Source organism: Halovivax sp. (assembly GCA_007119345.1).
In the GTDB taxonomy this organism is placed as follows: Archaea; Halobacteriota; Halobacteria; order Halobacteriales; family Natrialbaceae; genus Halovivax.
In genome coordinates this window covers 12033-36251 of sequence record SKPV01000034.1, presented here as the reverse complement: position 1 = coordinate 36251, position 24219 = coordinate 12033, and the positions used below count along the sequence as shown (strand labels likewise).

At 69.8% G+C, this 24219-nt stretch carries 19 protein-coding genes; 15 read left to right on the top strand and 4 right to left on the bottom strand.

The window, feature by feature from the left end; all coding sequences use genetic code 11:
• Positions 1-799: hypothetical protein (locus QZT59_RS03100; protein ID WP_290811188.1), on the bottom strand; the 799-nt coding region annotated here is incomplete at its 3' end.
• Positions 800-1007: 208 nt separating this feature from the next.
• On the opposite strand from QZT59_RS03100, the gene QZT59_RS03095 reads away from it, so the two are divergent.
• The 5 genes from QZT59_RS03095 (at position 1008) to QZT59_RS03075 (ending at position 7833) form a co-directional block, all read left to right on the top strand.
• Positions 1008-1901: an FHA domain-containing protein gene (locus tag QZT59_RS03095; protein ID WP_290811185.1), complete on the top strand. Its 894-nt coding sequence runs from the start codon at positions 1008-1010 to the stop codon at positions 1899-1901.
• Positions 1902-2109: 208 nt separating this feature from the next.
• Positions 2110-3315 carry a VWA domain-containing protein gene (locus tag QZT59_RS03090; protein WP_290811182.1) on the top strand — a complete coding sequence of 402 codons (1206 nt, stop codon included), beginning with the start codon at positions 2110-2112 and terminating at the stop codon, positions 3313-3315.
• 109 nt (positions 3316-3424) lie between these two features.
• The gene (locus tag QZT59_RS03085; protein ID WP_290811179.1) at positions 3425-4684 is read left to right on the top strand and encodes a serine/threonine-protein kinase; all 1260 of its coding nucleotides are present in this window, start codon (positions 3425-3427) and stop codon (positions 4682-4684) included.
• A gap of 2 nt (positions 4685-4686) precedes the next feature.
• Positions 4687-6360 carry a protein phosphatase 2C domain-containing protein gene (locus QZT59_RS03080; protein WP_290811176.1) on the top strand — a complete coding sequence of 558 codons (1674 nt, stop codon included), beginning with the start codon at positions 4687-4689 and terminating at the stop codon, positions 6358-6360.
• Positions 6361-6618: 258 nt separating this feature from the next.
• Positions 6619-7833 (top strand): serine/threonine-protein kinase, encoded by a 1215-nt coding sequence (locus QZT59_RS03075; protein WP_290811173.1) that lies wholly within the window; start codon positions 6619-6621, stop codon positions 7831-7833.
• Positions 7834-8070: 237 nt separating this feature from the next.
• On the opposite strand, the gene QZT59_RS03070 is transcribed toward QZT59_RS03075, so the two are convergent.
• Complete coding sequence (locus QZT59_RS03070; RefSeq protein ID WP_290811171.1) at positions 8071-10050, bottom strand: aconitate hydratase; 1980 nt, start codon at positions 10048-10050, stop codon at positions 8071-8073.
• A 403-nt stretch (positions 10051-10453) separates the two neighbouring features.
• On the opposite strand from QZT59_RS03070, the gene QZT59_RS03065 reads away from it, so the two are divergent.
• From QZT59_RS03065 to QZT59_RS03050, 4 genes are all read left to right on the top strand, one after another.
• Positions 10454-10936, top strand: a complete 483-nt coding sequence (locus QZT59_RS03065) for a deoxyuridine 5'-triphosphate nucleotidohydrolase (protein WP_290811165.1) — start codon at positions 10454-10456, stop codon at positions 10934-10936.
• 217 nt (positions 10937-11153) lie between these two features.
• Positions 11154-11708, top strand: coding sequence for a metal-dependent hydrolase (locus tag QZT59_RS03060; RefSeq protein ID WP_290811162.1), 555 nt, complete (start codon positions 11154-11156; stop codon positions 11706-11708).
• Positions 11709-11787: 79 nt separating this feature from the next.
• Positions 11788-12252, top strand: a complete 465-nt coding sequence (locus QZT59_RS03055; RefSeq protein ID WP_290811159.1) for a CopD family protein — start codon at positions 11788-11790, stop codon at positions 12250-12252.
• Between the two features lie 254 nt (positions 12253-12506).
• Positions 12507-12935, top strand: coding sequence for a hypothetical protein (locus tag QZT59_RS03050; protein WP_394348633.1), 429 nt, complete (start codon positions 12507-12509; stop codon positions 12933-12935).
• A gap of 33 nt (positions 12936-12968) precedes the next feature.
• Here the strand turns inward: QZT59_RS03050 and QZT59_RS03045 are convergent, their stop codons facing one another.
• Complete coding sequence (locus tag QZT59_RS03045; protein ID WP_290811153.1) at positions 12969-13727, bottom strand: universal stress protein; 759 nt, start codon at positions 13725-13727, stop codon at positions 12969-12971.
• A 279-nt stretch (positions 13728-14006) separates the two neighbouring features.
• Between QZT59_RS03045 and gnd the strand changes: the two genes are divergently transcribed.
• From gnd to QZT59_RS03025, 4 genes are all read left to right on the top strand, one after another.
• The gene (gnd, locus tag QZT59_RS03040; protein WP_290811150.1) at positions 14007-14906 is read left to right on the top strand and encodes a phosphogluconate dehydrogenase (NAD(+)-dependent, decarboxylating); all 900 of its coding nucleotides are present in this window, start codon (positions 14007-14009) and stop codon (positions 14904-14906) included.
• 113 nt (positions 14907-15019) lie between these two features.
• Complete coding sequence (locus tag QZT59_RS03035) at positions 15020-16900, top strand: MATE family efflux transporter (RefSeq protein WP_394348632.1); 1881 nt, start codon at positions 15020-15022, stop codon at positions 16898-16900.
• 174 nt (positions 16901-17074) lie between these two features.
• Positions 17075-17551: a twin-arginine translocation signal domain-containing protein gene (locus QZT59_RS03030; RefSeq protein WP_290811148.1), complete on the top strand. Its 477-nt coding sequence runs from the start codon at positions 17075-17077 to the stop codon at positions 17549-17551.
• Positions 17552-17893: 342 nt separating this feature from the next.
• Positions 17894-19306 (top strand): ATP-binding protein, encoded by a 1413-nt coding sequence (locus tag QZT59_RS03025; RefSeq protein WP_290811146.1) that lies wholly within the window; start codon positions 17894-17896, stop codon positions 19304-19306.
• Positions 19307-19530: 224 nt separating this feature from the next.
• On the opposite strand, the gene QZT59_RS03020 is transcribed toward QZT59_RS03025, so the two are convergent.
• The gene (locus QZT59_RS03020) at positions 19531-22395 is read right to left on the bottom strand and encodes an alpha-amylase family glycosyl hydrolase (protein ID WP_290811144.1); all 2865 of its coding nucleotides are present in this window, start codon (positions 22393-22395) and stop codon (positions 19531-19533) included.
• A gap of 159 nt (positions 22396-22554) precedes the next feature.
• Here QZT59_RS03020 and QZT59_RS03015 point away from each other — a divergent pair, with 159 nt between their 5' ends.
• Together QZT59_RS03015 and QZT59_RS03010 are read left to right on the top strand one after the other, a co-directional pair.
• Complete coding sequence (locus QZT59_RS03015) at positions 22555-22926, top strand: DUF2237 family protein (RefSeq protein WP_290811142.1); 372 nt, start codon at positions 22555-22557, stop codon at positions 22924-22926.
• A gap of 225 nt (positions 22927-23151) precedes the next feature.
• Positions 23152-23976 (top strand): MBL fold metallo-hydrolase, encoded by an 825-nt coding sequence (locus tag QZT59_RS03010; protein WP_290811139.1) that lies wholly within the window; start codon positions 23152-23154, stop codon positions 23974-23976.
• Positions 23977-24219 lie beyond the last annotated feature (243 nt).

Here is a 24219-nt window from a genome sequence, read left to right as displayed (position 1 = left end):
GCGCGGCCAGTCCCGACCGCGAGCGACCGGACGCGTCCTCCGGTGACGACTTCGCGGCCCGTCGGAGCCCGCGATCGCCGACCAGCGACCGGACGCCGCCCGCCCGGAGCGAAGCGATCCGGGCGCGGATCGACGGGTCGGCGCTCGCCGCCGCCTCGACGCCGTACCAGACGGTCACCAGGAGGGGAACGACGACGAGGACCCACCGGTGGAGCGGGACGCCCGCGGCGTCGACGGCGGCGAGGAGCCATCGCGAACTCGCACCCGACCACAGGAGGCCGTCGACCACCGCGAGCAGCGCGACCGCCGCCGGAATCCCGGTCGCGGCGCCGACGAACAACCGCTCGCGCCGGCTGGCGGCGGCGATCGCGATCGTGCGGAACGCGACCGCGGCGGCCGAGACGGCGACGACCGCGAAGAGCCACGCGGGGAGGGTCCCCGGTCCGCCGGCGACGGCGGCGTACCCGATCGGACCGACGACGCCGAGCAGCGGGACGGCGACGACCGCCGCCGGCGAGGCCGCCGCGAGGTACGCGTCGACGTATCGGCGGTAACAGGCGACCGCAATCGCGCCGATCGATCCCACGGCGATCGCGACCAGCAGCGCACCCGCGGCGGCGGCGACGTCCGCCACCGAGCCGCCGGCGCCGGCCCGACCGACGACGTAGCGGATCCCGTCCATCGCTCCGGTTCCCAGGAACACCGCGACGAGGGTCGCCAGGATCGAGGCCGGGACGGCGAGCACTTCGAGCCCCACGAGAAGTGCGTGCCCGTCGCGCGTCCGACGCGGCCGATACATAGCTATGGCGTCATTCTTCGTGGCCAATAAATATTTTATGGATGAATCGGTCGATAGCACGTCTTGAAGCGAGCGTGCGGCCGTTCAAGCGGATATTTCGGACGTCCACATCTTACGAAATTTACGGGACGACGAAGGGTTCGATTCCTGACGAATCATATTGAGGCATACCTTTTTCTGCGATGAATGTGAACCCCTCTCGAATAGCATGCCAGAACAGATCGAATTAGAATGTGTCTCGTGTGAAAAAACGTTCGAACCGGCGCCCAACGGGGGTTTCTGTCCGGATTGTGACACTCCCCATCCCGACCACGACCGTCCGGACGAGGAGTCGGACGACTCGGACGCCGACGACTCGGTCGAAGAGTCGATCGATGAGTGGGCCGACGAGGAGGAGGAAGCCGACGACGACGCGGACGAGGAGTCCGACGAACCGGCGGCGGACGCCGACGAGGAAGACGATGCGGACGACGCGGCGTCCGAGGAGGACGTCGAAGTCGAGTACGAGGAGGACGACGACGAGTCGGCCGACGAGGCGGCGACCGTCGACTGCGGATCGTGCGGGTCGTCGGTCGACGCGTCCGCCTCGTTCTGTCCCGACTGCGGCGCCGAACTCGGGGCGACGGACGACGAGTCCGACTCGCTCGAGGCCTGTCCCGACTGCGGGAATTCCGTGGACGACGAGTCCTTCTGTCCCGACTGCGGGACGCACCTGGATCCCATCCGGGACGGTGAAACCCCCGACGAAGGTGAGGCGCCCGACGAATCGGACGCGGACGCGAGCGACGATGGCACCCCCGAGACGGTGACGCTCGTGGTCGGCGGCGAGGAGCACACCTTTGGTGACGGCGACACGTTCGGCCGCCAGGACGCGGACTGGCTCGACGACCTGGTGGCCGCCGCTGGCGGCCGCGAGGCGGCGACGTACGTCTCGGGCGACCACCTCGAGTTCTCTGTGGAGGACGACGGCGTCTACGTGAGGGACGTCAGCACGAACGGAACCAAGCGAAACGGAACGGATCTCGAGGGCGAGACCGCCCAGCTCGAGGACGGCGACGTGCTCGAGCTCGCCGGGCGCGCCGAGGTCGAGGTGAAGCTGTAAGCCCCGCGTGGCTCGACGGCCGGATCGCGGGCGACTGCGGGTCCCGTTCGTCGGGCCGCGGGCGACTGCGAGTCGAGGTTCGCGGATCCGACGTCCGCCGCCCGCGTCCGTCGGCCGGCTGGACGAGAGCCGTAACTATACCCAGAATTACAAGAAAATGTCCGAAAAAGTTATCGGATACTCCCGATATCACTAGTCAGTTACCGTCATGACCGCAGAAATTTCAGCGAACGTCAACCGACCGTACCTCCCGGAGACCGGCGGCGGCATCTCGTGCGAGCTCGTCGTCGAGCCGGAGTCCCAGGACGCGACCGCCCAGCGGTACGTCTCGTTGTGTATCGACAGTAGCGGGTCGATGTCCTACGACAAGATGGACCAGGTCCGGGACGCAGTGAAGGTCGTCTTCGGCCTCCTCAACGACGACGACTACCTGAGCATCGTCACGTTCGACAACGAGGTCGACGTCGTCCTGGAGGCCACCCGCTGGGGCAGCCTCGACCGCGAGGAGGCCGAGCGGATCGTCGAGGAGGACATCGAGACCGCCGGCGGCACCGACATCTACCGGGGTCTCGAGGAGGCGAAGAAGTCGCTGGCGGAACTCCCCGACCGCGAGGGCGTCTCCAAGCGAATCTTGCTGCTCTCGGACGGCCGCGACCTCAGGCGCGACGCCCACGAGTTCGAACCGCTCGCGAAGGCGGTCGCGGACGGCGGCATCTCCGTCTACTCCGCGGGCCTGGGGACGAACTACGACCAGGACATCATCCGGACGATGGGCGAGCAGTCCCAGGGCCGCTGGACCCACGTCACGAAACCGACCGACATCCGGTCGTTCTTCGGGGACGTGATCCAGGAGGCGTCGACGGTCGTCGCGAACAACCCGAAGCTGGTGATCGACCCGATCCCGGGCTGCGAGGTCGCCGAGGCGTTCCGCCGGCGCCCGCAGGTCCAGCAGGTGGACCTCGAACACCAGGACGACTCCGTCGTCGTCCGGCTGCCCGACCTCCAGAACCGCGAGGAACAGCGCGTGGTCCTGAAGATGGACGCCCCGGGCCAGGAGGTCGGCACGACGGCGCCCATCGCCGACGTCGAACTCCAGGGTGCGGCCGGCGACGCCTCGACGGCGATCGAGGTCGGTTACACCGACGACGAGGAGAAGTTGGCCCAGCAGGACCCCGACGTCTTCCTCTCGTTCCGGGACACCAAGATCCGCACGCAGATCGCCCAGGCCGAGGAGGGCGAGGACTTGGACGAGGTCAAGGACCTGATCGAGGAGACCGAGGTCGTCACGGGCGACACGCAGATCGTTGCCTCCCTGCGGGACGACGTCACGCGGATCGAGGACGGCGACGAGGAGGAGGTCCGACGGGTCCAGGAGAACACGACGGTCGTCTACGACGACAGCCGGTTCGACTGACCGTGCCGGGCTCCGCCGAACCGCGCGATCGCGGCCGACCGTCGGTTCGACCGACCGGACTGCGCGATCGTGAACGTCTGCCGAACGGACGCGGAGGTGACGGGACGAGATGACCGAGCTGACCGCCGGCGACGAGCTGGCCGGCCGGTACGTCCTCCGCGAGCAGCTGGGTCAGGGCGGCTTCGGCGTCGTCTGGCGCGCCGACGACACCGAGCGCGGGCGACCGGTCGCGCTGAAACACCCCTACTACGGCGGCAACGCCCCCGACGACCTCGTCGACAAGTACTTCGAGCGGGAGCTGTCGGTCCTCGAGGACATCCGCGAGGCGGGCGGCCACCCGAACATCATGGCCTACTACGGCCGGGAGGCCGGGTTCGGGATGCCGTTCCTCGTCGTCGAGCTGATCGAGGGCGACGAACTCGGCGAGATGGTCCGCGAGGAGGACCCGATCACCGATCCCGACGAGGTCCGCGAGATCGGCGTCGGCATCTGCGACGCCATCTCGTTCCTGCACGATCACGACATCATCTACCGGGACCTCAAACCCGACAACATCATGATCGACCGCCGTCGGGAGCCGAAGCTCATCGACTTCACGACGGCGAAGGGGTTCGTCCCCGAGCAGGGCGCCCCCGAGTTCACGAGCGGGAGCGCGTCGAACGCCGACGGGAGCGACGGCGATTCGACGGTCCCCGGGGAGTTCAAGCCGCCGGAGTTAAACCGCGGCTCCGAGCAGCGACAGGGCCCCTGGAGCGACGTCTACTCGATCGGAAAGATCCTCTGTTTCATCCAGGTCGGCTGGGTCCCCGACGACGACGGGGTCTCCCCGAGCGCGTTCGGCGTCGACGGGGCGGAGTACCTCGACGAGATCATCGAAACCGCCACGCAGCACGACCGGGCGGACCGATACCCGAACGCGTCGGTCCTCAAGCGCGCCCTGGAGGACCGCGACGCGACGATGCCGTCCCAGGCGTCGCTGACGTGGCTCGGTCGGGACCAGCGGTGGACGATCAGTCCCGGGGACACGATCGGCCGGCGGTCCGAGGACGGGCCGCGGCCCTCGATCATGCTCGAGGACGACCGCCACAGGGCGCTCTCTGCGGTCCACTGCCGGTTCGACCTCGACGACCGGGGCGACTGGATCGTGATCGACACGAGCCTCAACGGGACCTACATCAGCAAACACGACGAGCGATCCTGGCGGTACCTCCTCTCGGAGGCCGGCCAGGAGCGCCAGCGGCGCGCGGGCGAGTCGATTCCGGACGACCTCGAGACGGCGGCCCGCCTCGAGGACGGCGACACGATCGCCTTGGTCAGTCCGAGCTACCCTGAACGGTTCTACGTCCAGTTCAACCACCACACCGAGTAACGATGGAGCACGCGAGCACGGTCGACATCGGCGCGCGAAAGCGTCGAACGGGGGGTATCAACGAGGACAGCGTCGCGACGGCCGTCCTGGAGAACCATCACCGGCAGACGGGTCGCCCGGTCGGGATCTTCGTCCTGGCCGACGGCGTCGGCGGTGAGGCGAGCGGCGACGTCGCCTCGTTCCTGGCCACGACGGTGGTCCGCCAGCAGCTCACGGAGGCGCTGCTCGGTCCGGGGACGGACGTCCTCGAGCGGTTCGGGATCGACGCCTACGACGGGCTCCCGCCGACCGCCGACGGGACGGCGCCCTCGGCGGCGTTCTCGACGGAGCGGATCCGCACCGCGATCCAGGAGGCGGTCGACGAGGCCCACCGTCACGTCCAGGAGTACGCCCGGGAGATCGGCGGCCGCCCGGCGACGACCCTCGTCGCCTGCGTCTACGCCGACGGGCGCCTCCACTACGGCTGGGTCGGCGACAGCCGCGTCTACCTGATCAACGAAAAACACGAGGAGATCCAGCAGCTGACGACGGATCACGCGGTCACCAATGAGATGCTGGAGCGCGGCGAGATCGAGGACGAGGCGTACGCGCGCGTCCACGAGAACGCCACCGCGATCACGAACGCCGTCGGCGGCTCCCCGCACGGCCCGCCGACGGTCGACGTCGAGTTCGGGTCGACTGAACTCTACCGCGAGGACGTCCTCATGCTCACGAGCGACGGGTTGATCGACGCGTTCCCCGACGTCGCCCCGCTCCGGCGGGAGTACCAGCGGGCCGACGACACCGACGCGGTTAGCGAGGAGATCCTCGACACCCTCGTCACCGACGACGAGCTCAAGGAGATCGTCCTCGAGGCGGACGACCTGCACGCCGCCGTCGAGCGCCTGATCGCGTTCGCGAACGAGCGCGGCGGGAAGGACAACCTCTCGGTCGTGCTGGCGCGGGATCCGTCCGAACGGTCGACGCCCGAGGCGATCCCGCCCCGCGGCGAGGGCGCCGACGCGGAGGAACTGGTCGGCCAGGAGACCCAGATCGAGACGCCCGAGCAGCGCGGCGAGTACGGCGACGACGCGTCCGACCGGGAGGCGGCGTCGGTCGGCGCGCCGGAATCCGCGGGCGACGATCACGGGGGTGACGGCCCGTCCGATCGGGACCGCGACGTCGGCGCGGACGAGTCGCCGTCCGAGCCGGTCGCCGACGCGGACGACGGCCACGGCGACACGGCGGCGATCACGATCGTGGGCACCGGCCAGATCTACGAGATCGTCGACGGCGTCACCGTCGGCCGCGAGGCCGGTGACGACGAGAACGGCCCCAACATCGGCCTCGTCGTCGACGAGGACGCCGTCGAGCACAACCACGCTCGCCTGGAGCGCGACGCGGACGGCCGCTGGCGGGTGCGCGACACCAGCGATGCGGGGACCTACGTCAAGGACGACGACGTGTGGGTCCAGCTCCGCGGCGGCTCCGGGGACGACGGCGACGCCGACGCCCGGGAGACGGCGGCGTCGGCGGCGACCCATCCGCTCGAGGACGGGACGGCGTTCGCGCTCGCCGATCCGCGCACGTCGACGCCGGTCGCGTTCCGCTTTTTTACCTCCGTCGAACGAGCCAGGAACCAACCGGCGCACGGGGACGAGTCGGATGAGGGTTTCCTCGACTGGTTCCGGTCGTAGCCGTCGGTCGGGCCCCGCGATGAGGACGTCGCGACGGATCGGCGCGGTGGGTCGCGAACGCGTCACCGCGGTGGGTCGCGAACGCGTCACCGCGGTGGGTCGCGAGTCCGTCGGCCCCGGAGGTCGCGAACGCGTCACCGCGGTGGGTCGCGAGTCCGTCGGCCCCGGAGGTCGCGAACGCGTCGGTCGATACGGCCGTCGTCGACGGGAACGCGGCTCGGTAGCGACGAGACGAGCAGATCGCCGGGGGTCGGTACCGTGACCGAACACTTGGCCCCTGGGACCGTGATCGACGGGCGGTTCGAGCTCCGGGCGGTGATCGACAGCGGTGGACTGGCCACCGTCTGGCGGGCGTACGACCGCGAGACCGACGCCCCGGTCGCGGTCAAGTGCGAGAACGACGAGTCCCACGACCGAGCCCAGGTTCGCGCGCACTTCCGCGAGGAGCTGCGCTGGTTCCGTCGCTTCGCGGCCGGGCCGACGCCCGGCTCGCTCGTGCAGTTCGTCGACGGCGCGGTCGACGACGGGTCGATCTACGTCGCCACCGAGCTGATCGCGGGCGGATCGGTCCTGGAGTGGCTCGGCGACGAGGTCGAGCCGGGGCCGGCGGCGTTCCGGACCGTCGGCGCGCCCGTCTGCCGGGCGATCGCCTTCCTCCACCGGGCCGGAGTCGTCCACCTCGACCTGAAACCGAGCAACGTGCTCGTCCGCCGACGGGGGCCGCCGGCGGTCATCGACCTGAACTCCGCCGTCTCGACCGACGAGGGGACGGGGACGCTCTTTCACCACGACCCGTTCAAGCCGCCCGAACTCGCGCCGACGGACGCCCGCGATGACCCCGTCGGCCCGTGGTCGGACGTCTACGCCCTCGGCAAGCTCCTCGTCCACCTCCTGACCGGCGAGACGGTGCCGTTCGAGGCGTCGTCGCTCGACGCGTGGCACGCGGTCGACCCCCGGGACCTGGGGGCGGACTGTCCGCCGGAGCTGGCCGCCGTCCTGGAGCGCGCGACGGCGCCCCGGTACGCCGACAGGTTCGACGACGCCGACGCGCTCTACGCGTCGCTCGCGTCGCACTTCGAGGTACCGGCGCACTCGGCGAGGTTCCGGCACGGCTCGTCGGGCCAGACCGTGCTCGTCCACCCCGGGGATGCCGTCGGACGCTGGTCGGCGGACGAGCGCGTTCCGGCCGTCGTCCTGCCCGACGAGGGCCGGCACCTCTCGCCCGAACACGCCGTCCTGGAGCGCGACGGCGGGACGTGGTCGATCCGGGATCGCAGCCTCAACGGCACTCACGTGCGGACCCCCGACGGGTGGCGGTACGTCCTCTCGGCCCAGGGGCTCGAGCGGCGCCGCGAGGCGTCGGCGCCGCTCCCCCAGCCCGATCCGGACGCGTCGATCCGGCTGTTCGACGGGGACCGGATCGCGCCCGTCAGTCCCGACTACGGCTGCACGCTCAGGTTCCGCGAGGACTGAGTGCTCCCGCTTCCGCACGTATCGGGGCAGGAAGCCGTCGGCCGCAGGTCGAACTCGGAGGGTGCGGGCCGAACCGAGTGGCGACGGCGTCGCGGGCCGAACCGAGCGGTGACGGCACACGAGAAGAACCGAGTGGCGACGGCGTCGCGGGCCGAACCGAGCGCTGCCGAGACGAAAGAAAAAACGGGGCCGCGAGGAGCGCCGAGAATGCCGCGAACGGAGCGGCGTCGATTCCGCTCAGTCGTCGGCGGGGGACGCGCCCTCGCCGGCGGTCTCCTCGGCTTGAGCTCTCGTCCAGGAGAGCTTGCCGCCGGCGGCGAGGATGTCGCGCTCGCGCTGGGAGGCGTCGAGGGTCGTGGTGAACTCCTCCTCACCGTTGACGCGGACCGTGAACTCCTCCTGGCCCGCGGTGACGGCCTCGTAGACGTCGTCGACGATCTCGATCTCGTCGCCCTGCTCGATCGCGTCGTAGGTGTCCTCGTCGATCGTCAGCGGGACGATGCCGAAGTTGAAGAGGTTCGCGCGGTGGATGCGCGCGAAGCTCTGGGCCAGCACGCCCTCGATGCCCAGGTACATCGGACAGAGGGCGGCGTGCTCGCGCGAGGAACCCTGGCCGTAGTTCTCGCCGGCGACGAGGAAGCCGCCGCCGGCCTCCATCGCACGCTCGGCGAACGTGTCGTCGACGCGCGAGAGGGTGAACTCGCTCAGCTTGGGGACGTTCGACCGGTACATCAGGATGTCCTGGGTCGCCGGGATGATGTGGTCGGTCGTGATGTTGTCGCCCATCTTGAGCAGGGCCTCCCCGGAGACGTCGGCCGAGAGTTCCTCGCGGATCGGGACGTCGCCGATGTTCGGCCCCTTCACGAGCTCGTCGTCGACGGCCTCCTCGGGCGCGATGAGGTCGGCCTTCGAGCCGTCGTACTCGTCGGGAAGCTCGAAGCCGGGGTCCTCGAGCCCCTCGAGCTCGTCGGCCAGGTCCCGGGGATCGACGATCTCGCCGGCCAGCGCCGCCGCGGCGGCGACCTCGGGCGAGCAGAGGTAGACGTTGTCGTCCTCGATGCCGGAGCGACCCTCGAAGTTGCGGTTGAACGTCCGCAGGGAGACGGAGTTCGAGGCGGGAACGTGCCCGATGCCGATGCAGGCCCCGCAGGTGGCCTCGGAGAAGTTGACGCCGGCGGCCATCATCTCGGCGACCCACCCCTCGCGGGCGAGTATCTCGCTGGCCTGCTTGGAGCCGGGGGCGACGATCATTTCGGTCGTCTTGGCGATCTCTCGGCCCTCGAGCATCTTCGCGACGGGGAGGATGTCCTCGTAGGCGCCGTTCGTACAGGAGCCGATGATGACCTGGTCGACGTCGGCGCCGGCGACCTCGCTGACGGGGACGACGTTGTCGGGCATCGACGGCGTCGCGATCAGCGGCTCGAGCTCCCCGAGGTCGACGACGATCTCGTCGTCGTACTCGGCGTCGTCGTCGGGCTGGAGTTCGACGTACTCGTCCTCGCGACCGACGCGCTCGAGGTAGTCCCGGGTCTCCTCGTCGGTCGGGAAGATCGAGCTCGTCGCGCCGAGCTCCGTGCCCATGTTGGTGATGGTCATCCGTTCGGGCGCCGTCAGGCTCTCGGCGCCCGGGCCCGTGTACTCGAGGATCTTTCCGACGCCGCCTTTGACGGTGAGCCGGCGGAGCATCTCGAGGATGACGTCCTTGGCGGTCGCCCACTCGGGGAGCTCGCCCTCGAGGCGGACGTTGACGATCTCGGGCATCTCGATGTAGTAAGGGGCCCCGCCCATCGCGACGGTGATGTCGATCCCGCCGGCGCCGATCGCCAGCTGGCCGAGCCCGCCCGGCGTCGGCGTGTGGCTGTCGGAGCCCAGCAGCGTCTTCCCGGGGGCGGCGAAGTTCTCGCGGTGGACGTTGTGACAGATACCGTTGCCGGGCCGGGAGAAGTGAGCGCCGAAGGTGCCGGCCGCAGAGCGCAAGAAGCGGTGGTCGTCCGTGTTCTTGAAGTCGAACTGGTAGGTCTGGTGGTCGCAGTACTGGGCGGCGAGTTCCGTCTGGACCTCGTCCAGCCCCATCGCCTCGAACTGCAGCCAGACCATCGTCCCCGTCGTGTCCTGGGTGAGGACCTGGTCGATCTCGATCCCGATCTCCTCGCCGGTCTCGAGTTCACCCTCGACGAGGTGATCGTCGAGAATCTTCTCGGTGAGCGTCTGTCCCATAGCGTAGGGAAATCCGCTTCCCGCCGTGATAAATCCAGCGTGTTACCATACGGGAAGACCGTGCCAAAGCGACCAAACGCGAGCGAATTGATGCAAATGTTGCGTCTAACTGGACGTTCGTAAACTCGTTGACGTCGTCGATCACCATCCCCGATCCGCGGGATCGGGGCCGGTTCGTCCCGTCCGGGAGGCCGCACGAACGCCGGCGGCACGGACTCGTCGCGCCGGTCGCCTCTCGGACAGCCCGCTCTCGCGTCGGTCGCCTCTCGGACAGCCCGCTCTCGCGTCGGTCGCCTCTCGGACAGCCCGCTCTCGCGTCGGTCAGGCCCACGGAGGGTGCCACCGTCGCGCGCAGCCGGTCCAACGCGACACGCTTTTGCCGGTTCCGTCTCCTCTGCGGCACATGTACCGATCCGGCGCCTTCGTCGCGGAGCACGTCTCCCCGACGACCGACGCGCAGGTCCAACCGAACGGCGTCGACCTCACCCTGGACGTCGTCTTCGAACAGTTAGAGCCCGGTCGCATCACCCGCGACGGCAAGGAGATCGGCGACCGCGTCGCCCGCCCGCTGGAGGAACTCACCGAGAAGGCGCCCGCGACCTACTACCTCCCCGAAGGCACCTACGTCGCCCGCTACGGCGAGCGGATCCGCGTCCCCGACGGCCACGTCGGCTTCGTCTACCCCCGCTCGTCGCTGATGCGTAACTCGGGGATGCTCAACACCGCCGTCTGGGACGCCGGCTACGAGGGTCGCGGCGAAGGACTACTCCAGATCCACCACGACATCGAGATCGAACGCGGCGCCCGGATCGCCCAGTTCGTGCTGGCGGAGGCCGACCACGAGGGCGTTTACGACGGGAGCTATCAGGGCGAGAATCTGGATTGATCGCCAGGGGAACGTCGTTCGCCGTCCAACGGGGTCGTCGTTCGTCGGAATCGTCGTTCGCCCGCTGTCGCCGGCTCGGGTACGGCGCGCCGGTCGGGGGCGACGCGGCCGAGACGGGGTCCCCGCCGATTTCGCGCCGTCCGGTACCGGCCTGCCGCATTCGCCCTCCTTATCGGGCTCGTCACCCAAGGTGGCCTATGGGAGGAGCGACGCTCGCATGATGGCGACGACCCACGGATTCGCCGCCCTCGCCCTCGTCGCGCCGGTCGCCTACGCGGCGCCCGAACTGGCGACGCCGCTGGCGGCCGGCGCGATCCTGGGCGGGCTCGTCCCCGACCTCGACGTCGCCTTCGAGCACCGGCGGACGCTGCACTTTCCGGTGGCCGGGGCGATTCTCGCCGCGGCTGCGATCGCCGCCGCGATCGTCGTCACGACGCCGCTTTCAGTCGCCGTCGCGGCGTTCGGCGTCGGGGCCTGGCTCCACGCCGCCAGCGACGCGATCGGCGGCGGCCCGAGTTTCGACCCCTGGCGCAACCCGATCGACCGCGCGGTCTACGATCACGTCCGAGGTCGGTGGCTCCGACCGCGGCGCTGGATCCGCTACGACGGCGCGCCGGAGGACGCCGCCGCGGCCGTCCTCCTCGCCGTTCCGGCCTTCGCCGTCTTCGAGTCGCGCCGGATCCGCTGGCTGATCCTCGCGGGCGTGGCGGTCTCGATCGCCTACGCCCTCGGGAGACGGCGGATCGCCGCGTGGGTCGACGCGGCGGAGTGACGCCCACGCCGGAGCCCGGAAATCGGCCCATCCCGCCGGCGATCGGAAATCTCTTGGGAGCACGCTCGAACCGACGGGCATGGTCGACGTCGCCGTCTCACGGATCGTACACCTCGTGTTCGCCGCGCTCTGGGCCGGGAGCGTCCTGTACGTCGCGCTGGTCGTGTTGCCGCTGGCGCGGGACGGGGGCTTCCGGCGCACCGAACCGCTCGCGACCCTCTCGGGAAAGCTGACGACGATCTCGCGGGCGAGCGCGGTCGTCCTGTTGCTCACCGGCGGCCACCTCGCGGGGCGGGGATACTCCGCCGAAAGCCTCCTGGAGACGGCCAACGGCCAGCTCGTGATCGTGATGACGGCCCTGTGGATCCTGTTGATCGGCCTGGTCGAGGTCGGCTCGTCGCGGCTCTCGGACGGTCTCGAGGCGAAGAAACTGCGCGAGCCGGCCCGGGACGTCCTGCCGATCTTTCGCGCAGGCGCCGTGGTGGCCGTCGCGTTGCTGGTCGTGGCCGGGGTCATCACGACCGGCGCGACGCAGTTGCTCTGACGCTGGGGACGGCGCGGTGCAGGTGTGCTGACGCTGGGGACGGCACGGTGCAGGTGTGCTGACGCTGGGGACGGCGCGGTGCAGGTGTGCTGACGCTGGGAACGGGGCAGCGCGGTCGTACCGACGCCGTAAGCGGCGACGAACTAGCAGCCCGACCGATCGGTCAAAAATCTGCAAACACTGCGGAGACTCATTCCTACATGTGAAAGTTCCTACGAAAGATACTTAGGGAACTACTGATACGTACGCTCATGATGCGCAGGGGCAGGAAACTGGGTCTGTCGGTACTCGCGGTCGGGGCGGCGGCCCTCGCGGGGTACGTCGTCCGGTCCGAACGGCCGACTCGGGAACCGACCAGGGCCCGGGCCAGCATCGGGGCCCGGATCGTCGAGGAAGTACCGCCGTCGGCCACGGTGGTCGACGTCTCCTCGCGACGCCTCGGGGAGATCCCCGGCGCCCGCCGCGCGATCGACCGCGCGGTCAGCGCCGACGACCGCGATCGGTGGACCGAAGTGACCTTCTCGGACGACGACGCGTGGTCGGTCGTCGACGCCCTCCGGGGCTCGCTCCCCTACCACGAGGCCGACGACGAGGGTTACAACGGCGTCTACGTCAAGCACGGCGAGGACATCGTCGTCATCGACGCGGTCGGCTGGGCGCGGGTCGAGGGCGTCGCTCACTGAGCGCGTCCCGACGGTTCGGACGAAATCGCACGATCACCCTTCTCGCGTCGACTCGCTCCCCTCGCCGGCGGGTTCGAGGTACTGGCCCCGCACGACGAGCGTCGGGACCGCCGTGCGCCTGGCGATCCGGCGCGTGCGATCCCGGAAGATGAGCCGCCGGATCGAGGGACGACTCTCGCCCGCGACCACGAGGTCGTGATCGGCGGCCGCCTCGACGATGGCGTCGGTGGGCGAATCGTCCTCGACGAGTTCGCGATCTATTCGTTCCGGCCCGACGCCGCCCGCCTCGACCGACGCCGCCAGCTCGGAGAGCAGCGCCTCGCGTTCGGCGCGGTCGCCCTCGGCGACCGCGGAGAAGAGGGTGAGCCGGATCTCCGTCTCGGCGAGGATCGCGGCGAGCAATCCGGCGATGCGGTCGGTCGCCACGTCGCCGCGGACCGCGACGAGGAACCGATCCAGTCGGGGCGCGTCGGCGACCACCAGGACGGCCTCGCACTCCAGTTCGACGGCCGCGCGTTCGAAGGTCTCGAACCGGTCCCGGGTGAACGCCAGCCGCGTCGTCACGTCGGCGCCGGCGTCCGCGAACGCCCCGCGGTGACGCTCGAGCTCTTCTCGAGCGGCATCGCCGAACCGGTCGCGAGCCTGCTCCGGGCCGGTCTGGTCGGGGATCGAGACGTAGCCCAGCAGGACGATCGAGATCGAGGCGAAGGCGTCGACGATCGCCGGGGAGAGCTCCTCGCCGTCGCGGACGTCGACGGGAACGAGCACGCGGTGCGTCTGGGGATCGGACATCTGCTGCGTGGTGAACGGACCACGTCCGGCGGGATATAGCCCGGGTCCCGGGCTCCGGCGGGATATAGCCCGGGACCCGGGCTTCGGCGACTGCCGACCGTTGATCGTCGCGGTCCGGGGACATCGGCCACGACCACCGTCGATCGGGGCCCGTTGCGGTCCGAGGGTTCGGCCCCGGCCACCGTCGATCGTACGTCCGTTCCGGTACCGACGAATTCGGTCCGTCGACGGCGTGCGGGAACCGCAACCCTGACGAACGCGGCCGGTAGAGCGGTCACCATGCAACTGGGCCTGATCGGACTCGGACGGATGGGGCGGATCGTCGCGGATCGCTGTCTCGACGCCGGCCACGACGTGGTCGCGTTCGACCTCGACGAGGCGGCGGTCGCGGCGGCGGCCGAGGCGGGCGCCGAACCCGCGGATTCGGTGACCGACCTCGCCGAGCGGCTCGGCGACGACAAGCGCATCTGGCTGATGGTGCCGGCGGGCGAGCCCGTGGACGCCGCGCTCGACACCCTCGAACCCGTCCTCACGAGCGAGGACGTCGTCGTCGACGGTGGCAACTCCCGCTTCCGGGACTCCGTCCGACGCGCCGAATCCTGTCCGGCCGCGTACCTCGACTGCGGCACCTCCGGCGGCCCGGCCGGCGCCGAACTCGGCTTCTCGCTGATGATCGGCGGCCCCGAGTGGGCCTACGAGGAACTGGAACCGGTCTTCGACGCGGTCGCAACGGGGCCCGACGGCCACGCGCACATGGGTCCCGCCGGATCGGGTCACTACGTGAAGATGGTTCACAACGGGGTCGAGTACGCGCTCATGCAGGCTTACGGCGAGGGGTTCGAACTCCTCCACGAGGGTCGGTACGACCTCGACCTCGAGGCGGTCGCCGGCGTCTGGAACAACGGCGCCGTCATCCGCTCGTGGCTGCTCGAACTCTGCGAGGAGGCGTTCCGCGAGGAGGGCTCCGACCTCGGCGACGTGGCCGACCGGATCGAGGGCGGCTCGACGGGCACCTGGACCGTCCAGGAGGGACTCGAACAGGAGGTACCCGTCCCGCTGATCTACACCGCCCTCGCCGAGCGGTTCGGCTCGCGGGCGGACGACGGTCGCTTTTCCCGCCGGCTCGCCAACCGCTTGCGGTACGGATTCGGTCGCCACGAAGTCCAACGACGGGAGTGAGTCGGGCGCGTCGCGGTGCCATCTCCCGTCGGGGTTCGATCCTCGCCCCGGTCGACCCTGTCAGCCGTCGAATATCACAACGTTGATTGCTGCGTTTTCCGATTCGATGGACAGTGCCCGACGAGCCCCGCGACTCGGCCGACGGCGGGGATCGCGACCCTCCGCAGGACGATCCCGACGAGCCGTCGCCGGCAGACCCGCGCGCCCGACCGGACGCCGAGAGCGGCGCGGACGATCGGTCGGCGGGCGGTGGCGCGGCGGATTCGGGCGGCGAACGCGGTGCGAACGACGACGCCGGGGCGAGCGGTTCGGTGGGCGACGGGAACCCGGAGATCGGCGCCCCCGGTGACGACGACGAACCGCGCGCGTCCATCACGGAAGGGAGCCTCGTGGGGCCGCTGTTTCACCTCGCGTGGCCCATCGTCGTCATCCAGCTGCTCCAGGTCACCTACAACGTCGTCGACACGCTCTACCTGGGACGGCTCTCGGCCGAGGCGGTCGGCGCGATCAGCCTCGCGTTCCCCCTCATCTTCCTGCTGATCGCCGTGGCGGGCGGCTTCACGACCGCCGGAGCGATCCTCGTCGCCCAGTACATCGGCGCCCGGGGCGACCGATCGGCGGGACTGGTGGCCGGCCAGACCGTGACGTTCGTCGGCGCCCTCTCGGTCGTCATCGGGATCGTCGGCTTCTTCTACACGCGGCCGGCCCTGGAGCTGCTGCCGAGCGACCCGGAGACCGCCGAGACCGTCATCCCGCTGGCGGCCGACTACATGGAGATCATCTTCCTCGGCATGCCGCTGATGTTCGGCTTCTTCGTCTTCGCGGCGCTCATGCGCGGCTACGGTGACACCCGGACCCCGATGGTGGTGATGGTCCTGAGCGTCCTCGTCAACGTGGTCGCCGACCCGTTCTTCATCTTCGGCTTCGAGAACAACCCGCTGTTCGGCTGGCTCGACGCGACGCCGCTGCTCGGCGCCTACGACTTCGCGGGACTCGAGGCCTCGCTGTACGCGCTCACCGGGTTTGCGGGCTGGGGGATCGAGGGCGCCGCCCTGGCGACGATCTTCGCCCGCGGGAGCGCGACCGCCGTCGGGCTCTACGTCCTCTTTGCCACCTCCAGGGGACCGACCGTCCGCGCGGAGCACCTCTCGCCCGACTTCGAGGTCATCGAGGACGTCGTCCGCCTCGGGACGCCGAGCATGGTCGAGCAGACCACCTCCGCGATGGCGATGATCACGCTGACGGCGATGGTCGTCACGTTCTCGCCGCCGGTCGTCGCCGCCTACGGCCTCGGAAACCGGCTGATCACGCTCGTCTTCCTCCCGGCGATGGGGCTCGGTCGAGCCATCGACACGATGGTCGGCCAGAACCTCGGGGCCGATCGGCCCGATCGAGCGGCGCGCGCGGTCTGGCTCGCCGCCTCGACCGGCGCGGGGGTCATGCTCGTCGTGGCGGTGATCGCCGTGACGTTCACCGAGCCCATCGTGGCGGCGTTCCTGGGCGACGTCCCGGACGCCCCGGAGACGATCGCTCTCGGCGTCGAGTACGTGCGCATTCGCTCGGTCGAGTTCGCCTTCATCGGCGTCTCGCAGGTGATCCTCGGCGGGTTCCGCGGCGCCGGCAACACCAAAACCGCCATGGTGATCTCGATGCTCACCCTCTGGGTGGGTCGCGTGGCGAGCGTCTACGCGCTCGTGTTCGTCTTCGGCTGGGGCGCGACCGGCATCTGGGTCGGGATGGCCGTCGGCAACGTGCTCGGCGCGATCGTCGGCGTCGCCTGGTTCACGCGGGGAACCTGGCGGGAGAAGTACATCGACGAACCGGACGTCGCGGAGGCGATCGACGGGGAACCGGACGTCGCTGAGGCGATCGACGGGGAACCGGACGTCGCGGAGGCGAGCGGTGAGGAACCGGACGTCGCGGAGGCGAGCGGTGAAGAAACGGACGGGGCGGGCGGGCCCCGGGACTCCGCTCACGGATCGTCGGAGGATTGACCGGGCCACCGCGTCTCGCGGTGCGCGCGCCGACCCGCTCGCAGCCGAGGACGGTCCGGACCATCGGGGCTCTTTGAAACGAAGCAACGAACATGTTCGCACAACCTCCCGTCCCCTGGGAATCGAGGTGCCTTTTGAACCCCTCCCGGGCGCAAGGTGGAGCCGTAGAACACCATGACCACGTTCGAAGCGGACCGACGGACGGTACTGAAGGCAAGCGGCGCGTCGCTCGCGGCGGTTCTCATCGCCGGCTGTAGCGGCGACGACGACGACGACGACGGCGACGACGACGGCGTCGACGACAACGGTGACGCCGGAGCCATCGACATCGACCCCGACGAGGAGATCGTCCTCGAAGGAATCACCGGCGGCTGGGTCGGGATCGCTCCCTCGCAGATCGAGGGCGAAGAGAACCCGACGCTCGGCCTCCAGGAGGGCGAGACGTACTCGATCGACTGGGAGCAGGGCGACGGTTCCCAACACAACATCGAAATCTGGGACGCCGACGGGGACGTGGTCGGCGACTACGCCACCGATCTCACGGGCAGTCCGGAGGACGACGATCCGCTAGAGTTCGAGGTCAGCGGCGAGATGGCGATCGTGCGCTGTCAGCCCCACCCCGCCATGGAAGCTCCCATCGAAGTCCAGTAATCACCGCCAATCGCAGATCACATCGGTCAGCACCGTCTCGTTCTCGCGGTCGGAGATTGCCCGGCGATCGTTTACCGGGGCCGGCGGGTGCGAGTCGTTTCCCCGATCACTGCCGACGAGCGTCGACTCGGTGGCGACCGTCGCCGATCGACCGCCGGCGTCACGGCTTCGACCGCCGGCGCCGCTGCTCGACCGCCGGCGTCGCGGCTCGACCACCCACGTGTTGGACGTGAGAGCGGCCTCGTCCGCGGAGCGAACGGCCGTCGCCGGCTCCGCGTCGCCGCGAGCCGTCGGGGACGCGAGACGACGCCGTTAAGACCGTATGGCGAGAAGTTCCGGAGAATGACTGATGCGGCGCTCGACGTCGTGGAATTCCTGCTCACGGCGAGCGTGTACACGGACGACCGGTCGCTGGACGAGAACGATCTGCAGCCGGCGTTCCGACGGGTCTTCTGGACGGGTAGTGCGGGAACCGACGACGACGCCGACGGCCGCCGCGCACGCGGCGGGATCGAACGTCCCCTCTCGACGACCAACGAGACCGCGCGTGAGGCGACCGGCGTCGACCAGCCCTGGGAGGCCGTCGCCGAGTTCATGTTCACGGAACGCGACGACTTCTCGGGGACCATCTCGCTGACCGAACGGGAGATGGCCGAGCGCTGGTTCCTCGAACGGGTCGACGACCAGCGACTGCTCGAGAACCCCGTCCTCGCGAAGCACTTCGAGGGCCGGGAGGGCGTCGACGTCGACTACGAGGACGCCCGCGAGCGCAACCGGCCGATCCAGGCCGACCGGGTCTGGATCGACGGCCTCCTCTCGGAGTACTTCTCCGAGGAGGACGAACAGGAGATGCTCGACCTCGTCGAGGTGCGCGCGCCCGAGGAGGTCGAGGTGACCCTCGACGACCTCGTGCTGACGGGGGACCAGGAGGCCGAGATCGCGAAGATCGCGAAGGCGATCGAGCACCGGGACTACCTCGCCGAGATCGGGCTGCGCGAGATCGGCAAGCTGCTGTTCGTCGGTCCCCCGGGTACGGGCAAGACCTCGACGGCCCGCGCGCTGGCCCGCGACATGGACCTCCCGTTCGTCGAGGTGAAGCTGTCGATGATCACCTCCCAGTACCTCGGCGAGACGGCGAAAAACGTCGACAAGACGTTCGAGGTGGCAAAGCGGCTCTCGCCGTGTATCCTCTTCATCGACGAGTTCGACTTCGTCGCCAAGACCCGGCGCTCCGACGAGCACGCCGCGCTCAAGCGCGCCGTCAACACCCTCCTGAAGAGCATCGACGACATCTCGCTCATCCAGGACGACGTCCTCCTGATCGGCGCGACCAACCACCCCGACCAGCTCGACGCCGCCGCCTGGCGACGCTTCGATGAGATCGTCAACTTCCCCAAGCCCGACGACCGGATGCGCGCGGACATCCTCCGGGTCATCACCCGCACGATGGAGATCGAGGAGTTCGACCCCGAGGCGATCGCCGAGATCACCGAGGGACTCACCGGCAGCGACCTGCGGATGGTCATGCGCGAGGCCGTGCTCGAGGCGCTCACCGAGAACCGGACGACGCTCACTCAGGAGGACCTCCTGCTGGCGGTCGAGGGCTTCGAGGAGCGCGACAACCTCAAGAACATGGACATGATCGAGGGCGATCACGAGGCGCTGGTCGCCGGCGGCGATATCGGGAAAGCGAGCTCCGACGGCGGGACGACCGGGGGTCACGATCACGGACACGATCACGACCACGAACACTGAAGGCGAGCCGACTACGGACGCGATCACGACCGCGGACCCCGAGGGCGAGCCGACCACGGAATCCGAGACGCCCGCGGACGCCGAGGACGGTTACGAGTGCTGGCGACGACTCCGACCACCGACGACGGACGTCTCGCGGGCTCGATCCGTCCGCGATCGGGAACGCCGAGGCAGCTGCCGCCGACCGTCAACCGTGGGTCGGCGGAGACCGTCGCCGGAACAGCTCAATTTTCCGCGTCGGACTCGTCGCCGAGCAATCGCGAGGCGGCCAAGGCGACGCCGCCGGCGACGCCGGCCGCGCCGACGGCGGCGCCGAAGCCGGGGATCGAGTCGTCGCTCTCGTCGCCGTCGTCGTCGTCCGTCTCGACGGGTTCGTCGTCGCCGATCGGGACGAGCGGGATGACGGCCGGTTCGTCGTCGCCGTAGGCGAGCGCCTCGGCCTGTTCGACGTCCCCCGGCGTCGGCATGTCGATCACGTTCGGCGCCGTCCCCGACTCCGCGCCGCCGAAGCTCCACTCGCCGCCCTCGGCGGTGACGCTCCGGATGCGCCCGTCGCCGTAGCCGTCCATGCTGAACACGAGCGCCATCGCCTCGCCCTCGGGGACGTAGTCGAGTTCGTCGGCGGGGAACGAGAGCGAGACCGTCCGCGGGTCCGCCTCCCGGTCGTAGGAGAACTCGACGTCGGCGACGTGGTCGCCCTCGTGATCCTCGACGCGCGGCTGGAACTCGTTGGTGAACGGGTCGGCGACGAGGCGGTGGTGATAGGGCGCTTCGAACTCGGCGTTGACGCCCTCCCGAGCCTCGCTCGTCCCGCCGTCGGCGTCGGGATCGCGGAAGTACACCTGCATCATCGGGTGAGAGAGCCCCTCCGGTCCGTTCCAGGGGTCGGAGAGTTCGTTCTGGAACTCGTAGTCGACCCGGTACCGGCCCTCGCCGCCCTCGATGGTGACCGACGCGAGGTCCAGTTCGCCCGCGGGAATCTCGTCGGACTCCGGATACGTGTAGTGGCCAGGCCCGTGGTCCGTGCCCGCCTCGGACTCCCAGACGGCCATGGGTTCGGTCGGGAGGGTCACGCCTTCGGGCTCGTCGGCCGCCAACACCACGGCGGTGCCGACCTGCACCTCCGCGAACCCTTCCTCGTCGTCGTATTCGACGGCCGCCTCCGACCCGGATAGCAGGTTCTCCTCGTGGACGTAGTCGCCGACGGTGATCGTCTGGGCGCCGGTCGCGAAGTTCAGGAGGACCACGGCTCGCTCCTCGCTCTCGGGGTCGTACCTGGCGAACGCGAGGCCGCCGTCGTTCTCGGCCCGGTAGTCGATCCGCTCGAGCCGTCCGCGGGCGCCGAACGCGGGGTGGTCGCGATAGAGGTCGACCAGCCGTCGGTGAAAGGCGAGCAGATCCGCGTCGAACTCACCCCAGTTCATCGGCTCGCGCCAGTCGGTGAGTCCGGTCTCCTGGCCGTAGTAGATCATCGGGACGCCGGGCAGGGTGACCGTCGCCGCCGCGGCGGTCATGAGCGCTCCCTCGCCGCGCTCGGCGAGGTAGCGGTCCGTGTCGTGGTTCTCGACGTACTGCATGAAGAGCGCGTGGTCGGGCGCACCGGCCTCGTAGCGGCGTTCGACCGCCTCCAGGATCGCCTCGGCGTTCCCGTCGGCCGCGTCGCCCAGCGCCGCGTGGAGGTGGTTGTCGTAGTGCACGTCGAACAGCCCGCCCGAGAACTCGACGTCGTAGGGCAGCGTCTCGTCGAGCAGCAGGAACTCGGGGTCGTGGCGCTTGATCCGGTCGTAGACCTCCTGCCAGAAGCCGTTCGGGACGCCCCAGCCGACGTCCGCGCGGATGCCGTCGACGCGCTCCGTCCAGAAGTCGATCACCTCGAGGCAGTACTGGCGGACCTCGGGGTTGTGGAAGTTCAGGTTCGGAATCTCCGCCCAGCCGAAGTAGGTGTCGGCCTCGAGCGCGTCGCGGTCCTGCCAGCGGTACCAGTCGACGTACTTCTCGTGGTCGGGGTGGTCCGGGTCCGTCGCCGCCTCGAAGAAGCGGTGACTGTCGGCGGTGTGGTTGATCACTAGGTCGAAGACGACCCTGATGCCGTGGTCGTGACAGGTCTCGACGAGGTTCTCGAAGTCCTCGCGGGTCCCGAGGTCGGGGTCGGTCTCGAAGTAGTCGACGGTGTGGTAGCCGTGCGGCCCGCCCTCCTCCGGCGGCGTTCCGAACCCGCGGTCGGTCTGGACGAACGGCGTCATCCACAGGGTGTCGACGCCCAGGTCGGCCGCGTGCTCGACGCGGTCGGCGATGGTGTCGAATGTAGGGTCGTTCTGGTCGGGAAAGCGTCGGGTGAAGATCTCGTAGATGACGGCGTCTTCGGCCCACTCGGGGACGTCGTAGGGATGCTCGACGCTGATCCCGTCGCCGTCGGGCAGCAGGTCGATCGCGTCGGGGACGGAGTGGCGCCGGCCGACGGCGACGGCGTAGATGCGGACGCGATCGTCGACGTCCGCCGGGGTGATCGGTCCGTCGAGGTCGCCGCCCAGCCGCTCGCGGTGGCGATCGTCCACGAAGAACTCGACGTCGAGGTCGTCGCCGACGATATCGTCGCGCTCCGGGGCCCGGGCCGCCGCGGAGAGCATCACCTGGCCGCCGACGACCTCCGCGTCGAGGTCGACGGTGGGACGCGTCTCGTCCTCGTCTTCTTCGGGGTAGACCCTGACGGTCAGTTCGTGGGGTCCGTCCGGTGCGTCGAGCTCCAGGCGGTACTCGCCTGGCTCGTCGGGATCGAACCCGACGACGGCGTCGCCGGTGAGCTCGGGATCGGTGCCGTCCGGCGTTTCGACGATCGACCACTCGTAGTCGGCGTCTCCGTCAGGGTTCCAGGGCGCGAGGCTGTCTCGGGTCTCCATCTCGTGGCCCAGGGGATCGGCGATCTCGTCGTCGGCGTGGAGGAATCGGGGCGGCCCCGGGTGGTGGGAGCCGTCGCCGCTCTCCAGGTCGAGCGCGGCCTCGTCGGTCTCGTGGTCGGCCCCGGCCGGCGTCCCGACGGTCGCGGTCGCGGCGACGGCGGCGAGGGAGGTGACGAACGTTCGTCGCTTCACGGTTGGGACGCCGAACGACTCGGCGGGACTTAATATTTGTGATGAAATAAGTATTCACACTTGTAAGGGCCGGCGGAGACGGGCCCTGCCGTTCCGAACGGGACCCCGCCGGGACTCCCCGGCGCCACGCTTTTGGCCGCGCCCCCCGATACGGTGGGTATGCCGGCCGACCGGAACGTCTTCGGGACCGAACTCGAGCCCTGTAGCACGGACCCGGAGACCGGCTACCGGCGAGACGGCTGCTGTCGGGCCGTCGAAGCCGATATCGGCCGCCACGAGGTCTGTGCGGTGATGACGGAGGAGTTTCTCGAGTTCAGCGCCGCGCAGGGAAACGACCTTCTCACGCCCCGCCCGGAGCTGCAGTTTCCCGGCCTGGAACCGGGCGACCGGTGGTGTCTCTGTTTAGGCCGCTGGGTGGAGGCTTACCGCGCTGGTCGGGCGCCGCCGGTGGTCCTGGAGGCGACCCACGAGGCCGTGCTGGCGGACCTGGACCCGGACGTGCTCCGGGAGTGCGAGCACGGGCGCCGGTGATCGGGGTCGGTCGCCCGGTCGCGGCGACGAACGGGGTCGGTCGCCCGGTCGCGGCGGCCGAACCGCGAAACCGGCCGCCGTCGAGAAACACCCTTATATCGCGGTTGCGAACCGGGATCCGATGACGGCGTCCCCCCCGCCCTCGCTCGGCCGGACCGTCCGCAGACGGGCGAGTCCGGAGCGGGGATCCCCCTCCGCAGGCGACCGACGGAGGTGGCGCTGACGATGCGGGTCACACTGCTGGGAACCGGCGACACGACGGGGACGCCCACCGTCGGCTGCGACTGCGAGACCTGCGAGACCGCTCGGGAGCTGGGCGTCGAGCGCACCCGCTTTTCGGTCCACGTCGAGAACGAACGCACCGGCGAGTCGCTGCTGGTCGACGCCAGCCCCGACTTCCGCTACCAGTTCCTCCGCGAAGGCGTCCCCGTGCCGGACGCTGCCGTGATCACGCACGTCCACTTCGACCACCTGGACGGTCTCGGCAACGTCTTCCGGATCGTCGAGGCGCTCGACGTCTTCGCCGCCGACGAGAACGATCCGGAGACGGGCGCCAGCGTCGCCGAGACGGTGGCCGACGACTACGACTATCTGCGGGCGATCTCCGTGCGCCCGCGGACGCCGCTCGAGCCGTTCGAGACGTGCGGCCTCGAGGTCACCCTGGTCCCCGTCGACCACCCGCCGCTGGTCTGCTACGGGCTGGCGATCGAGGACCCGGAGACGGGCGCCAAGCTGTCGATATCGGGCGACACGACGTACGACGTCCCCTCGGCGTCCCGCGAGGTGCTGGCCGACCCGGACCTGCTGCTCGCCGAGGCGATCGTCCCCGCCCACCTCTGTGCGTACCATCCCCTGGGCGGGCGCCACGAGGGTCCCGACGGCGTTCATCACACCTTCGGAACCAAGCACATGACCCGAGAGGGCGCGCTGGCGCTGGCCGACGACCTCGACGCCGCGGAGACGCGGCTCGTCCACGCCGCGCACTTCTATCCCGCCGACGAGGCGTTCGAGGAACCGCTGGCCGTCGACGGCGAAGTCTACGAGCTCTGAGCGGCGCCTGCGGCGGCTCCCGCGCCGCACGGACCTGCCGTTCGAACGGGAAGTTTTACGTACTGACGAACCCTCGACCGGAGTAACGGAAGGCGACCGATGACCCGCTCCACTCGTTTCTGACCCCGACTCGCCCCGCGTCGCGTTCCCGGTAGCGCTCGCCGGCGACGCCTTCGTGTGACTCCCGTGAGGCCGCATCCCGAACGCGGCCGGAACCAGGTTCGTCGCACGGGGAGCCGTCGG